We start from the raw sequence: 12693 nt of genomic DNA on the forward strand, positions 1-12693 counted from the left end.
GCAAGCCAGCTCCTACGGTAGGCGGTAGGAGCCGGCTTGCCGGCGAAAGGGCCGTTGCGTCAGGCCTGGATACCGAGGATGTCGCGGGCCACGGCTTCGGCAATACGGATCCCGTCGACCCCGGCGGAGAGAATCCCACCGGCATAACCGGCGCCTTCACCGGCCGGGTACAGCCCCTTCACATTCAAGCTCTGCATCGAAGCGTCGCGGGTAATGCGCAGCGGCGATGAGGTGCGGGTCTCGATGCCGGTCAGCACCGCGTCATGCAGCGAGTAGCCCTTGATCTGCCGTTCGAAGGCCGGCAGGGCTTCACGAATGGCCTCGATGGCAAAGCCCGGCAAGGCCAGGGCCAGGTCACCCAGGGTCACGCCGGGCTTGTAGGACGGCTCGACGCTGCCCAGGGCGGTAGTCGGCTTGCCGGCGATAAAGTCGCCCACCAACTGCGCCGGGGCCTGGTAGTTGCTACCGCCCAGGACAAAGGCGTGGGACTCCAGGCGCTCCTGCAACTCGATGCCTGCCAGCGGGCCGCCCGGGTAATCCACTTCCGGGGTGATGCCCACGACGATGCCGGAGTTGGCGTTGCGCTCGTTGCGCGAGTACTGGCTCATGCCATTGGTCACCACCCGGTTCGGCTCGGAGGTCGCCGCCACCACGGTGCCGCCCGGGCACATGCAGAAGCTGTAGACCGAGCGGCCGTTCTTGGCGTGGTGCACCAGCTTGTAGTCGGCGGCGCCGAGTTTCGGGTGGCCGGCGTACTTGCCCAGGCGCGCGCTGTCGATCAGCGATTGCGGGTGCTCGATACGAAAGCCCACCGAGAACGGCTTGGCTTCCATGTACACGCCGCGGCTGTGGAGCATGCGGAAGGTGTCGCGGGCGCTGTGGCCCAGGGCCAGGATCACGTGCCGCGAATGCAGCTGTTCGCCGCTGGCCAGTTCCACGCCTTGCAGTTGACCGTCTTCGATCAGCACGTCGGTCACCCGCTGCTCGAAGCGCACTTCACCACCCAGGGCGATGATCTGCTGGCGCATGTTTTCCACCACGCCGGTGAGGCGGAAGGTGCCGATATGCGGCTTGCTGACGTAGAGGATCTCCTCCGGCGCGCCGGCCTTGACGAACTCGTGGAGCACCTTGCGGCCGTGGTGCTGCGGGTCCTTGATCTGGCTGTAGAGCTTGCCGTCGGAGAAGGTCCCGGCGCCGCCTTCGCCAAATTGCACGTTGGACTCGGGGTTGAGCACGCTCTTGCGCCACAGGCCCCAGGTGTCCTTGGTGCGCTGGCGCACTTCCTTGCCGCGCTCGAGGACGATCGGCTTGAAGCCCATCTGCGCCAGCAAGAGGCCGGCGAAGATCCCACAGGGGCCGAAGCCCACCACGATCGGCCGCTGGCTGAGGTCGGCCGGGGCCTGGCCCACCACCTTGTAGCTGACATCCGGCGCCGGGTTGACGTTACGGTCATCGGCGAACTTGAGCAGCAGCGGCGCTTCGTCGCGCACGCTGAGGTCGATGGTGTAGATGAAGCACAGCTCGGAAGACTTCTTGCGCGCATCGTAGCTGCGCTTGAACAAGGTGAAATCGAGCAGCTCATCGCTGGCGATCCCCAGGCGCTGCACGATGGCGGCGCGCAGGTCTTCATCGGGATGGTCGATCGGCAACTTGAGTTCGGTGATTCGTAACATGACAGGATCCGGGGTAGGCGGTGCGCAACAGTGCGCCGGCTTGCTTTGCACAAACCGGCGATTATAAGCCGCAAACCACCTAGGCCGTGAGGCTAAAACCGCTGCTCGTCGAATCAGTCGTTGCGCGAGCCGCCGAAATAGCCGCAGCCGCGCTGCACTTGGCCGTCTACCCGCAGCTCTGCGCTCAGGTGCTGAACGCTGCCGGTGGCGGGGTCGACGCAGCGTTGCGGGGCCACCCACAGTTCCACGCGCTGGTGATTGGCTTCGCTGGTGAGGTTGAAACGGCCATCCCCCAGCTGTTCTTCCAGATAGGGCAGGGCCAGGGTCGGCTGGCCGGCGCGTTCGATCATCATGCCCTTGGCGCTGACATCGACGTTCCAGGCCGGGTTCTTGCTACCGGCCCGCAGGATCAGGCGCTGGAAGTTCGGGTCGCTGCAGGCGCTGGCGGAGCGCTCGACGCGGTACAGCTGGCGCAGGTCCAGCTGGCCGTCGCTGCTGGCATTGGCGGAGAACTTGCCCCGCAGGTCGGCAAACAGCTTGCCCTGCTTCTCGGCCAGGGTTGCCGCCTCCTGCAGCACACTGGTGTTGCCGCCATCGTTGACCACATAACGGCGGTCTTCGGTGCAGGGTTTGAACAGCAGCTTGCCATCGGCGGCACTGAGTTCACCCTGCATCCGGGTCAACCCGGCCATGGACGGCGCCTGGGGCTGTGGGTTGAACATCGGCAGCATCTGGCAGCCGGCAAACAGCGGCAATAGGGCGAAACAAAGCAGGGAACGGGCGGTGCGCATCATTGGGCCTCCAAGCGGAAGCCGACACGTTACGCAGCCCGCCCGGCCATCACAACCCCGGATTGAACGCAGCAGTGCCCAACCGTAGGAGCCGGCTTGCCGGCGAAGAGGCCCAGGAGCCTTGGGTGGTTCGGGAGAACGCCTTCGCTGGCAAGCCAGCTCCTACACAAGCCAGCTCCTACACAAGCCAGCTCCTACACAAGCCAGCCCCACGCAAACGGGATCAGCCGACGCGATAGGTCTGGCCGGTCTGCAGGCCTTCCACGCTCTTGGCGTAGGCCAGGGCCACGTCGGCCGCCGGCACCGGCTTGAAGCCACGGAAGTAGGGCGCGTAGCTGTCCATGGCTTCCAGCAGCACGTTGGGGCTGATGGAGTTGACCCGCAGGCCCCGGGGCAGCTCGATGGCAGCGGCCCTCACGAAGCTGTCGATGGCGCCGTTGACCAGGGCGGCCGAGGCGCCGCTGCGGATCGGGTCGTGGCTCAGGACGCCGGTGGTGAAGGTGAAGGAGGCGCCGTCGTTGGCGTACTCGCGGCCGATCAGCAGCAGGTTGACCTGGCCCATCAGCTTGTCCTTGAGGCCCAGGCTGAAGTGCTCGGCAGTCATTTCCCCCAGTGGTGCGAAGGTCACGTTACCGGCGGCACACACCAGCGCATCGAAGCGCCCGGTCTTCTCGAACAGGGCGCGGATCGACTGGCTGTCGCTGATATCCACCTGGAAATCACCGCTGGTACGGCCGATGCGCACCACTTCATGACGTTGTTCCAGCTCCCGCGCGACCGCCGAACCAATGGTGCCGTTGGCACCGATCAAGAGAATCTTCATGGGCTGTTCCTCGAAAAGGGGGATGAGGTTGCAGTCTAGAGTGGTTTTTTTCATGAATTAACGCGCTAATAGGCAACCTTTGGTTTTCAAATGGAAACAATCCGTGAGCGAGATGGATGACCTGGCGGCATTTGCAGTGTTGGTAGAGGCCGGCAGCTTTACCCTGGCAGCCCAGCAGTTGGGCTGCAGCAAGGGCCAGCTCTCTAAACGCATCAGCGCCTTGGAAGCCCGCTACGCCGTGGTACTGCTGCAACGCACCACCCGGCGCCTGGACCTCACGGCCGCCGGCGCGGCGTTGCTGCCCCAGGCCCAGGCCCTGGTGGCTCAGGTCGAGCGGGCACACCAGGCCCTGGCGCGGCTCAAGGACGATATGGCCGGGCCGGTGCGCCTCACCGTTCCGGTCTCCCTGGGCGAAACCTTTTTCGACGGCCTGCTGCTGGAGTTCTCCCGGCACTATCCCCAGGTGCAGATCGAGTTGGACCTGAACAACAGCTACCGCGACCTGGCCCGGGAGGGTTTCGATCTGGCCGTGCGCTCGGAGGTGGCCAACGACCAGCGCCTGGTGGCCCGGCCGCTGCTGGCCTGGCATGAAATGACCTGCGCCAGCCCGGCTTACCTGGAGCAACACGGCGAGCCGCGCACGCCTCAGGAGCTGGCCGCGCATCGCTGCCTGCTCAACAGCCACTACAGCGGTCGGGAAGAGTGGTTGTATCACCAGCGCCATGAACTGCTGCGGGTGCGGGTCAACGGCCCCTTCGCCAGCAATCACTACAACCTGCTGAAGAAGGCTGCCCTGGTGGGCGCGGGGATCGCCCGTCTGCCGTCCTACGTGCTGCACAGCGAACTGGCGGACGGCCGCCTGCGCTGGCTGTTGCGGGACTACCAGACCCGCAGCATGCCGATGTACCTGGTGCACTCCTATCAGGGCGGCCTGCCCAGGCGTACCCAGGTGCTGGCCGACTACCTGATGGACTGGTTTCGTCGCAGCGCAGAGGCGCTGGATCGTTTGTAGCTTCCTCTGGCTTTACCGTCGTTTGTGAACTTGAAGGGCCTGCGGCCCTTTTCGCAGCCTGCGGCAGCGGCTACAGAGGACGGTGACGAAAATGCCGGGCCAGCAGGTGGTCGAGGGACAACACACCCGGGCCGCGAGCCATCAACAGCAGGAAGATCGCCGCCCAGGTGCCGTGGGTCGGGTAGGCATCCGGGTAGACGAAGAGCTGGATGGTCAGGGTCATCCCCAGCAGCGCCAGGGCGGAGAAGCGCGTGGCCAGGCCCAGCAGGATCAGCATCGGGAAAAAATGCTCGGCAAAGGCCGCCAGGTGCGCCGCCACTTCCGGCGTCAGCAGCGGCACGTGGTACTCGCTCTTGAACAGGGGGATGGTCGAATCCGCCAGGCGCGGCCAGCCCAACTGGAAGGTGCCATCGACCAGGTCGATGGCCAGCCCCTCGACCTTGGTCTGTCCGGATTTCCAGAACACCGCGGCAATGGAAAAACGCGCGATAAAGGCGATCAGGCTGTAGGGGATGCGCTCAAACCCTTGAATGATCCGATTCACCAGTCCGGCAATGGGCGCTTCTGTCTGGGTGTTCATGGTCAGGCCTTCTTCTGGGGTTGCAGGTCGATAAGAGCGCCGTGGCCGAGCAGCAGGCCCAGGCACTGGCCCAGGTCGAAGTCGGCCTGGGCGTCCAGGGCATGGGCCGCGGCGATTTCCAGCGGCCAGTGGTTGCGTAGGGCTTCAATGAAGGTCATGGCGCCGGTATCCACGGCGATCACCTCGACCTCCAGTGTGTTGCGCAGCACCAGGGCGTTCTGCCCCTGCTGCAGGTCGAAAGCCGGCCAGGGCTGGTCGCTCTGATGCGCCGCCCACAGGCTCACTACGGCGTAGCCGGAGTGCAGGGTGCGCAGTGACGGATGCAGGAGCAGTTGCGCCTGGCCGAGGCTGTCTGGGTGGTTCATCGCCGCCAGTAGCCGTGACGGCTCCAGGGGGCGGGCGTCGGCGGCGTGGTAGGCCTCGACCCGCAGCCGCTCAAGGCGGGCCATGTCGGCCAGGTAGGGTAAGCCGGCAGCCGGGCCGAAGCCCTGGATAAAGTCGCTCAGGTCCCGGCCATAGTCGTTGAGCAGCGGGCTGGCGGGGGCGAACTCCCGGATGTAGAGCACGGCCATGGCGTTGAAAAACTCGCGACCAACCAATTGCATGACGACTGGGTACGACTCGGCCAGGGCGTTGCTCAACGAGGCCTGCACATTGTTGCGATAGACCGCGAAGCGGCTGGCCGGATCGGCGCCGTTGCTGCTGAACAGCCCCTGTGGGCAGCCCGGTTCGGCGCTCAGCAAGGCCTTGGCGAATTCCCCCTGGCCGCTCATGGCTGCACCTGGGCGCCGAGCAACAGCGCTTGTGCCTGGCAGGCCTCGGCCTTCAGGGTGGCAAAGGCCGGCAGGTGGTTGTCGCGCTCGATCAGGGTGGCCATCGGGCCGATGAGCCCCAGCACCTGCTGGTACAGGGCCCAGACCGCAGCGTCGACCGGGGCACCGTGATCGTCGATCAACAGCCGGTCACCGAGGCTGTCCTGGTCTTCGGCAAAGCCCGCCAGGTGGATTTCCCCCACCGCCTGCAGCGGCAGTGCTTGCAGGTAGGCCAGGGGATCGCGCTGGTGATTGATGCACGACACATAGAGGTTGTTGACGTCCAGCAGCAGGCCGCAGCCGCTGCGCTGGACCACTTCGCGGATAAAGTCGGTCTCGTCCAGGGTCGAGCGTTGGAATTGCAGGTAGGTGGCCGGATTTTCCAGCAGCATGGGCCGGCCCAGGTGGTTCTGCACCTGGTCGATGTGCTCGCAGACCCGGCGCAAGGTGGGGCCATCGTAGGCCAGGGGCAGCAGGTCGTTGAGGAACACCGGGCCGTGGCTGGACCAGGCCAGGTGTTCGGAAAAGGACTGGGGCTGATAGCGTTCGATCAAGCCGGCCAGCCGCTCCAGGTGGGCCAGGTCCAGGGGGCCTTCGCCACCGATGGACAGGCCGACACCATGCAGCGACAGCGGGTAGCGTTCGCGGACCAGGCCCAGGTAATGGTGGAAAGGGCCGCCCGCCACCATGTAGTTCTCCGCATGCACCTCGAAGAAACCGATGTCGGGCTGCTCTTCCAGCACGTGTTTGAAATGCTCGGTCTTGAGCCCCAGCCCGGCGCGGGGCGGCAGGCTGGAGGCACGCGCCTGAATGTCGTGGCCAGGGTGGTGCAGCGGGGCTGTGTTCATCGTCGACACTCAGGCTAATGCGGGATCAGGACTTGGCTTTGAAGGCTTGGAGCTGGCCGAAGCCGGTTGGCGAGGTGCTGCTGGCGGTTTTCTCGCAGGTGCCCTTGGGTACCAGCTTCCAGGCGTTGGCCTGGTCGTTGACCTTGGAGGTCCCGGCGCAGGTGGTGCCGGCGCCCGCGGCGCAATCGTTCTTGCCCTTCATGGCCACGCCGAAGCACTTTTCCATGTCGTCGGCGGCATGGGCGGTGGTGGGTAGGGCGGCGATGCTCAGGGCGGAACCCAGGGCCAGGACCAGGGCGGTAGCGGACAGGGTGCGAGTGGTGCTCATGGTGTTTCTCCGGATCGGGGTGGGTTTAAGAAAGCGTGTGTGCTTGCTTATCCCTGTAGAGATGGCACCTGGAGATTTGTTACAGCCCGGGGCGGAGTTTTTTATTGCGCAATAAAAAACGGCCCCGAAGGGCCGTTTTCAGTGACGCAGGTGCTTAGCCGCCCAGGTAGGCTTCACGCACCTTCGGATCGGTCAGCAGCGCCTCGCCGGTGCCTTGCATCACCACCCGGCCATTCTCCAGCACATAGGCACGGTCGGCGATCTTCAGCGCCTGGTTGGCGTTCTGCTCCACCAGGAACACCGTCACGCCGTCGCGGCGCAGCTGTTCGATGATGTCGAAGATCTGCTGGATGATGATCGGCGCCAGGCCCAGGGACGGTTCGTCCAGCAGCAGCAGCTTGGGCTTGCTCATCAGCGCACGGCCGATGGCGAGCATCTGCTGTTCGCCGCCGGACATGGTGCCGCCGCGCTGGGTGAAGCGCTCCTTGAGCCGAGGAAACAGCTCCAGGACCTTGTCCATCTGCTCCTGGTAGTCGCCCTTGTCGGTGAAGAAACCGCCCATGGCGAGGTTCTCTTCCACGGTCAGGCGGGCAAATACCCGGCGGCCTTCCGGCACCACGGCAATGCTCTTGCGCATGATCTGCGCCGAGCTTTGCCCCACCAGCTCTTCACCCAGGTAGCGGATGCTGCCGCTGTGTGCCTGGGGCGAGCCGCAGAGGGTCATCAGCAGGGTGGATTTACCGGCACCGTTGGCGCCGATCAGGGTGACGATTTCGCCCTGGCGGATCTCGACGTTGACGCTGTGCAACGCCTGGATCTTGCCGTAGAAGGTGGAAACGTTTTCGAACTGCAGCATTTACGCTTCCCCCAGGTAGGCTTTGATCACTTCGGGATTGTCGCGGATCTGTTCCGGCGTGCCGTCGGCCAGGGGCGTGCCCTGGTTGATCACCACGATATGGTCGGAAATGCTCATGACCAGCTTCATGTCGTGTTCGATCAGCAGCACGGTGACGTTGTGCTCCTCGCGCAGCACGCTGATCAGCGCTTTGAGGTCCTCGGTCTCCTTGGGGTTGAGGCCGGCGGCTGGCTCGTCGAGCATGAGGATCCGCGGGCGGGTCATCATGCAGCGGGCGATTTCCAGGCGCCGTTGCTGACCGTAGGCCAGGGTGCCGGCGGGGCGGTTGGCGAATTCCCGCAGGTTGACCTTGTCCAGCCAGTAGCCGGCGTACTCCATGGCCTCGCGCTCGCTCTTGCGAAACGCCGGGGTCTTGAACAGCCCGGAGAGGAAGTTGGTGTTCAGGTGCCGGTGCTGGGCGATCAACAGGTTCTCGACCGCGGTCATGTCCTTGAACAGCCGCACGTTCTGGAAGGTACGCACCACGCCCTTGCGGGCGATCTTGTGCCCCGGCAGCCCCTGGATCGGCTCGCCGTCCAGAAGGATGCTGCCGGCGCTGGGCTGGTAGAAACCGGTCAGGCAGTTGAACACCGTGGTCTTGCCGGCGCCGTTCGGGCCGATCAGCGCCACCACTTGTTTTTCCTTGACGGTCAGGGCCACGCCGTTGACCGCCAGCAGGCCGCCGAAGCGCATCGACAGGCCGGTTACTTTGAGGATCTCACGGCTCATTTGCGCAGCTCCATGTGAGGACGTTGCATGGGCAGCAGACCTTGAGGACGCCAGATCATCATCAGCACCATCATGGCGCCGAACATCAACATCCGGTATTCGCTGAATTCACGCATCATTTCAGGCAAGAGGATCATCACGATCGCCGCCAGGATCACACCCAGCTGCGAGCCCATGCCACCCAGCACGACGATGGCGAGGATGATCGCCGACTCGATGAAGGTGAAGGATTCCGGGGTCACCAGGCCTTGGCGCGCGGCGAAGAAGCTGCCGGCGAAACCGGCGAACGCGGCGCCCAGGGTAAAGGCCGAGAGCTTGATCACGGTGGGGTTCAGGCCCAGGGCACGGCAGGCGATCTCGTCTTCACGCAAGGCTTCCCAGGCACGGCCGATGGGCATGCGCAGCAGGCGGTTGATGACGAACAGCGCCGCCAGTGCCAGCAGCAGGGCCACCAGGTAGAGGAAGATCACCTTGTTGATCGAGTTGTACTGCAGGCCGAAGAACTCGTGGAAGGTCTGCATGCCTTCTGCTGCCTTGCGCTCGAAGGTCAGGCCGAAGAAGGTCGGCTTCTCGATGTTGCTGATGCCGTTGGGGCCGCCGGTGAGATCGGTCATGTTGCGCAGCAGCAGACGGATGATCTCGCCAAAGCCCAGGGTCACGATTGCCAGGTAGTCACCCCGCAGGCGCAGCACCGGGAAGCCCAGCAGGAAGCCGAAGGTGGCCGCCATCAGGCCGGCGATCGGCAGGCAGATCCAGAAGCTCAGGCCGAAGTAGTGCGACAGCAGCGCATAGCTGTAGGCGCCGACGGCGTAGAAACCCACGTAACCCAGGTCCAGCAGGCCGGCCAGGCCGACCACGATGTTCAGGCCCAGGCCCAGCATCACGTAGATCAGGATCAGCGTGGCAATGTCCACCGCCCCGCGGGAGCCGAAGAACGGCCAGACCAGGGCGCCAAGGATCAACGCCAGGATGATCCAGCGCTGGGTGCTGGGCAGGGTCAGGAAGTTGCTGGCCTTGGCCGGGATCAACGGCATGCTGGGAGAGGACTTCCAGGCGGCGCTGATCTGGCTATGGAACAGCACCCGCAGGAACATCAGCACCGAGCACACCGCGATGGTGGCAAGAATGGTCGGGCTGGTGTTGTGGACTTCCAGGTTGATGCCGACGATGGTCAGTTTCAGGCCCAGCACCGGGTAGGCGACAGCCCAGACCAACAAGGCGCTGAACAGCGCCGATTTAAGATTCCTAGTCATACTTTCTCAACCTCCGGACGGCCCAGAATGCCGGTCGGACGGAACAACAGCACCAGAACCAACAGGCCGAACGCCACGACGTCCTTGTACTGGTCGCCGAACACGTCGGCACCAAAGGCTTCGGCCACCCCCAGCACCAGCCCGCCGAGCATCGCGCCCGGAATGCTGCCGATGCCGCCCAAGACCGCTGCGGTGAAGGCCTTCAGGCCCACCAGGAAACCGGCGTTGGGGTTGATCACACCGTATTGCATGCTCAGCAGCACGGCGGCGATGGCCGCCAGCGCGGCGCCGATCACGAAGGTCAGAGCGATGATGTTGTTGGTATTGATCCCCAGGAGGTTGGCCATCTTGATGTCCTCGGCGCAGGCGCGGCAGGCGCGACCCAGGCGAGAACGGGAGATGAACAGTGTCAGGCCGAGCATGGCGATGAGGGTCACCACGAATACTACGATCTGCATGTAGGAAATCAGCACTTCATGTGCGCCGCCTGGCCCGATGGAGAAGTTGCCCGGGATCAGGTTGGGAATGGATTTGTCCTTGGAGTCCTGCGCCAGCAGAACGGTGTTCTGCAGGAAGATCGACATGCCGATGGCGGAGATCAGCGGGATCAGGCGGTTACTACCCCGCAAGGGGCGGTAGGCGATCCGTTCGATGCTGTAGCCGTAGGCACTGGTGACGACGATGCTCGCGATGAAGGCTGCGGTCATCAAGAGCGGGACGCTGTCGAGTCCCATCATGGCCAGCCCGGCGATGGCGATGAACGCCACATAGGAGCCGATCATGTACACCTCGCCGTGGGCGAAGTTGATCATTCCAATGATGCCGTAAACCATCGTATAGCCGATGGCGATCAGGGCATACGTGCTGCCAACGGTGAGACCGTTAACCAGCTGTTGGAAAAAGTGATAGATGTCAGGCATTACAACGCTCCTAAAAACCTGATACGCATTTCACTGGTGGAGTCATTTTCCCGCCCAGGCCCCGTGGATCTGCACCCACTTCGGGCTGGGTTTTGCCAGCGAACCGCTGATGACGGTTTTGAGATTTTCAGGTGGGCGGGATTCCGGATCACGGAACACAGGCCCATACATTCGTAAAACAAAGCCCACGGCGAGCCGTGGGCTTTATTGGCAGTCAGTCAGGCCGCGCCTTACTGAGGAGAGACTTCGGTTTTAGGTTTGCCGAAGTGCCACTCGTAGACCACGAACTTGAAGTCTTTCAAGTCGCCCTTGGCGTCGAAGCTCAGGTCGCCGGTAGGGGTCTTGAAGGTGCCGGCGTGGATGGCTTCAGCCACCTTGGCCGCGTCTTCGCTCTTGGCGTTGGTGATGGCGCCGGCGATGACTTCAACGGCGGAGTAGGAAGGGAATACGAAAGGACCGCTCGGGTCTTCTTTCTTGGCCTTGAATGCGTCAGCCAGGGCCACGTTGGCCGGGTCCTGGTCGAAGGATTTAGGCAGGGTCACCAGCAGGCCTTCGGAAGCATCCTTGGCGATCTGCGAAATGGAGTCGTTACCCACGCCTTCCGGGCCCATGAACTTGGCCTTCAGGCCCTTTTCCTGGGATTGGCGCAGGATCAGGCCCAGCTCTGGGTGGTAGCCGCCGTAGTAGACGAAGTCGACGTTGGCCTGCTTGAGCTTGGCGATCAGCGAAGAGAAGTCCTTGTCGCCAGCGTTGATGCCTTCGAATACGGCGACCTTGGTGCCTTTCTTCTCCAGGGTCTGCTTCACGGCGGTGGCGATGCCTTCACCGTACTGCTGCTTGTCGTGGAGCACGGCGACGATCTTCGGCTTCACGTGATCGGCGATGTAGTTGCCGGCGGCCGGGCCCTGGGCGCTGTCCAGGCCGATGGTGCGGAACACCATCTTGTAACCACGAGCGGTGATGTCCGGGCTGGTGGCGGCAGGGGTGATCATCACCACGCCTTCGTCTTCGTAGATGTCGGAAGCGGGTTGAGTGGAGCTGGAGCACAGGTGGCCGACCACGTACTTGACGCCATCGTTGACCACTTTGTTGGCCACTGCCACGGCTTGCTTGGGATCACAGGCATCGTCGTATTCAACGGCTTCGAGCTTCTTGCCGTTGACGCCGCCTTTGGCGTTGATCTGTTCGATGGCCATTTTCGCGCCACTGAACTGCATGTCGCCGTACTGGGCTACAGGGCCGGTCTTGGGGCCGGCGATACCGATCTTGATGGTGTCAGCTGCGAACGAATGGCTGGCAACCCCGGCCAGGACCATAGCGGCAAACAGTTTGGAAATCTGCTTAGTAGCCTTATTCATAGTGCTCCACTCTTACTGTTGTAATTTTTATAGTTCCGGCGGCCTTGGTCGCAGAACCGAATCAGATATTTGGTGAATACCCGTCGGAAAATGCCCCTGGCAACTGTACCGGTACAGTGTAGAGCGCCGGTTGTTCGCTTGAAAAGCTGGCTGCTGGGGGCAAAAACGCGGGGTGTCGCTTAATTGAAAGAAAAAGACAGATTCGCGGCGTGGCTTGCGCCCGGTTCGGCGTCAGTCCCTGGCGCTTCTGAGCTTCTCGATCGGTGTCGCGCTTGCTTCTGGGTTTTTCTGCCTGAGCACCGACGTTATGATTGCGCCGATTTCATTTCTGGACAGTCCCATGACTCAAGAACCTAGCACCCTCTATGCCAAGCTGCTTGGTGAGACCGCATCTATCAGCTGGAAGGAACTGGAGCCGTTCTTCGCCAAGGGTGCCCTATTGTGGGTCGAGGCCGACCTGGATCTGATCGAGGCGGCCCAGGCCGTGGCCGAGAACCAGGCAGAAAAAGTGGCGGCCTGGCTGGCCGAAGGAAAGGTCGAGAAACTGTCTGCGACGCGGGCATCGGATCTGCTGGAACGTGATCCGACGCTGTGGGCGGTGGTGGTTTCACCCTGGATCCTGATCCAGGAAAGGGCATCGCGCTAAGAGCGCGCACCGATATGGGGCGGGT

At 63.3% G+C, this 12693-nt stretch carries 14 protein-coding genes; 2 read left to right on the forward strand and 12 right to left on the reverse strand.

Features of this window, described 5'->3' with window-relative positions:
• Positions 1-59: 59 nt before the first annotated feature.
• The 3 genes from KCG88_RS14955 to KCG88_RS14965 all read right to left on the reverse strand — a co-directional run bounded on the left by KCG88_RS14955 (position 60) and on the right by KCG88_RS14965 (position 3287).
• A complete protein-coding gene (locus KCG88_RS14955) occupies positions 60-1673 on the reverse strand; it encodes an NAD(P)/FAD-dependent oxidoreductase (RefSeq protein WP_047335852.1) in 1614 nt (537 codons plus the stop codon).
• A gap of 113 nt (positions 1674-1786) precedes the next feature.
• Entirely contained in the window at positions 1787-2464 is a 678-nt protein-coding gene (locus KCG88_RS14960; RefSeq protein ID WP_047284403.1) for a membrane protein, read from the reverse strand.
• 223 nt (positions 2465-2687) lie between these two features.
• A complete protein-coding gene (locus tag KCG88_RS14965; RefSeq protein WP_047335861.1) occupies positions 2688-3287 on the reverse strand; it encodes a short chain dehydrogenase in 600 nt (199 codons plus the stop codon).
• A 103-nt stretch (positions 3288-3390) separates the two neighbouring features.
• Here KCG88_RS14965 and KCG88_RS14970 point away from each other — a divergent pair, with 103 nt between their 5' ends.
• Complete coding sequence (locus tag KCG88_RS14970) at positions 3391-4299, forward strand: LysR family transcriptional regulator (RefSeq protein ID WP_047284211.1); 909 nt, start codon at positions 3391-3393, stop codon at positions 4297-4299.
• A 70-nt stretch (positions 4300-4369) separates the two neighbouring features.
• Here the strand turns inward: KCG88_RS14970 and KCG88_RS14975 are convergent, their stop codons facing one another.
• The 9 genes from KCG88_RS14975 to KCG88_RS15015 all read right to left on the reverse strand — a co-directional run bounded on the left by KCG88_RS14975 (position 4370) and on the right by KCG88_RS15015 (position 12022).
• On the reverse strand, positions 4370-4879 hold the full coding sequence (locus tag KCG88_RS14975) for a DoxX family protein (RefSeq protein WP_047284212.1): 510 nt from the start codon (positions 4877-4879) through the stop codon (positions 4370-4372).
• Between the two features lie 2 nt (positions 4880-4881).
• Positions 4882-5652, reverse strand: a complete 771-nt coding sequence (locus KCG88_RS14980) for a DNA-binding domain-containing protein (RefSeq protein ID WP_210712625.1) — start codon at positions 5650-5652, stop codon at positions 4882-4884.
• Positions 5649-6539: a DUF692 domain-containing protein gene (locus KCG88_RS14985; protein ID WP_210712626.1), complete on the reverse strand. Its 891-nt coding sequence runs from the start codon at positions 6537-6539 to the stop codon at positions 5649-5651. The genes KCG88_RS14980 and KCG88_RS14985 overlap by 4 nt, the downstream gene beginning before the upstream one ends.
• 25 nt (positions 6540-6564) lie before the next feature.
• Positions 6565-6867, reverse strand: a complete 303-nt coding sequence (locus KCG88_RS14990) for a DUF2282 domain-containing protein (protein ID WP_047284215.1) — start codon at positions 6865-6867, stop codon at positions 6565-6567.
• A 154-nt stretch (positions 6868-7021) separates the two neighbouring features.
• Positions 7022-7723, reverse strand: coding sequence for an ABC transporter ATP-binding protein (locus KCG88_RS14995; protein WP_047284216.1), 702 nt, complete (start codon positions 7721-7723; stop codon positions 7022-7024).
• Positions 7724-8491: a high-affinity branched-chain amino acid ABC transporter ATP-binding protein LivG gene (livG, locus tag KCG88_RS15000; RefSeq protein ID WP_047284217.1), complete on the reverse strand. Its 768-nt coding sequence runs from the start codon at positions 8489-8491 to the stop codon at positions 7724-7726.
• Positions 8488-9744, reverse strand: a complete 1257-nt coding sequence (locus KCG88_RS15005; protein ID WP_011059640.1) for a high-affinity branched-chain amino acid ABC transporter permease LivM — start codon at positions 9742-9744, stop codon at positions 8488-8490. The genes livG and KCG88_RS15005 overlap by 4 nt, the downstream gene beginning before the upstream one ends.
• Positions 9741-10664 carry a high-affinity branched-chain amino acid ABC transporter permease LivH gene (livH, locus tag KCG88_RS15010; RefSeq protein WP_011059641.1) on the reverse strand — a complete coding sequence of 308 codons (924 nt, stop codon included), beginning with the start codon at positions 10662-10664 and terminating at the stop codon, positions 9741-9743. The genes KCG88_RS15005 and livH overlap by 4 nt, the downstream gene beginning before the upstream one ends.
• Positions 10665-10894: 230 nt before the next feature.
• The gene (locus KCG88_RS15015) at positions 10895-12022 is read right to left on the reverse strand and encodes a branched-chain amino acid ABC transporter substrate-binding protein (RefSeq protein WP_047284218.1); all 1128 of its coding nucleotides are present in this window, start codon (positions 12020-12022) and stop codon (positions 10895-10897) included.
• A gap of 340 nt (positions 12023-12362) precedes the next feature.
• On the opposite strand from KCG88_RS15015, the gene KCG88_RS15020 reads away from it, so the two are divergent.
• Positions 12363-12668, forward strand: a complete 306-nt coding sequence (locus KCG88_RS15020) for a DUF2288 domain-containing protein (RefSeq protein WP_041116319.1) — start codon at positions 12363-12365, stop codon at positions 12666-12668.
• Positions 12669-12693: the final 25 nt, after the last annotated feature.

Source organism: Pseudomonas sp. MWU349 (assembly GCF_017947325.1).
GTDB lineage: Bacteria > Pseudomonadota > Gammaproteobacteria > Pseudomonadales > Pseudomonadaceae > Aquipseudomonas > Aquipseudomonas protegens.

Excerpts from the sequence above, each read along its gene's own strand:
- KCG88_RS14955 (WP_047335852.1), bottom strand. The coding sequence starts at position 1,673 with ATGTTACGAATCACCGAACTCAAGTTGCCGATCGACCATCCCGATGAA.
- KCG88_RS14960 (WP_047284403.1), bottom strand. The coding sequence starts at position 2,464 with ATGCGCACCGCCCGTTCCCTGCTTTGTTTCGCCCTATTGCCGCTGTTT.
- KCG88_RS14965 (WP_047335861.1), bottom strand. The coding sequence starts at position 3,287 with ATGAAGATTCTCTTGATCGGTGCCAACGGCACCATTGGTTCGGCGGTC.
- KCG88_RS14975 (WP_047284212.1), bottom strand. The coding sequence starts at position 4,879 with ATGAACACCCAGACAGAAGCGCCCATTGCCGGACTGGTGAATCGGATC.
- KCG88_RS14980 (WP_210712625.1), bottom strand. The coding sequence starts at position 5,652 with ATGAGCGGCCAGGGGGAATTCGCCAAGGCCTTGCTGAGCGCCGAACCG.
- KCG88_RS14985 (WP_210712626.1), bottom strand. The coding sequence starts at position 6,539 with ATGAACACAGCCCCGCTGCACCACCCTGGCCACGACATTCAGGCGCGT.
- KCG88_RS14990 (WP_047284215.1), bottom strand. The coding sequence starts at position 6,867 with ATGAGCACCACTCGCACCCTGTCCGCTACCGCCCTGGTCCTGGCCCTG.
- KCG88_RS14995 (WP_047284216.1), bottom strand. The coding sequence starts at position 7,723 with ATGCTGCAGTTCGAAAACGTTTCCACCTTCTACGGCAAGATCCAGGCG.
- livG (WP_047284217.1), bottom strand. The coding sequence starts at position 8,491 with ATGAGCCGTGAGATCCTCAAAGTAACCGGCCTGTCGATGCGCTTCGGC.
- KCG88_RS15005 (WP_011059640.1), bottom strand. The coding sequence starts at position 9,744 with ATGACTAGGAATCTTAAATCGGCGCTGTTCAGCGCCTTGTTGGTCTGG.
- livH (WP_011059641.1), bottom strand. The coding sequence starts at position 10,664 with ATGCCTGACATCTATCACTTTTTCCAACAGCTGGTTAACGGTCTCACC.
- KCG88_RS15015 (WP_047284218.1), bottom strand. The coding sequence starts at position 12,022 with ATGAATAAGGCTACTAAGCAGATTTCCAAACTGTTTGCCGCTATGGTC.
- KCG88_RS15020 (WP_041116319.1), top strand. The coding sequence starts at position 12,363 with ATGACTCAAGAACCTAGCACCCTCTATGCCAAGCTGCTTGGTGAGACC.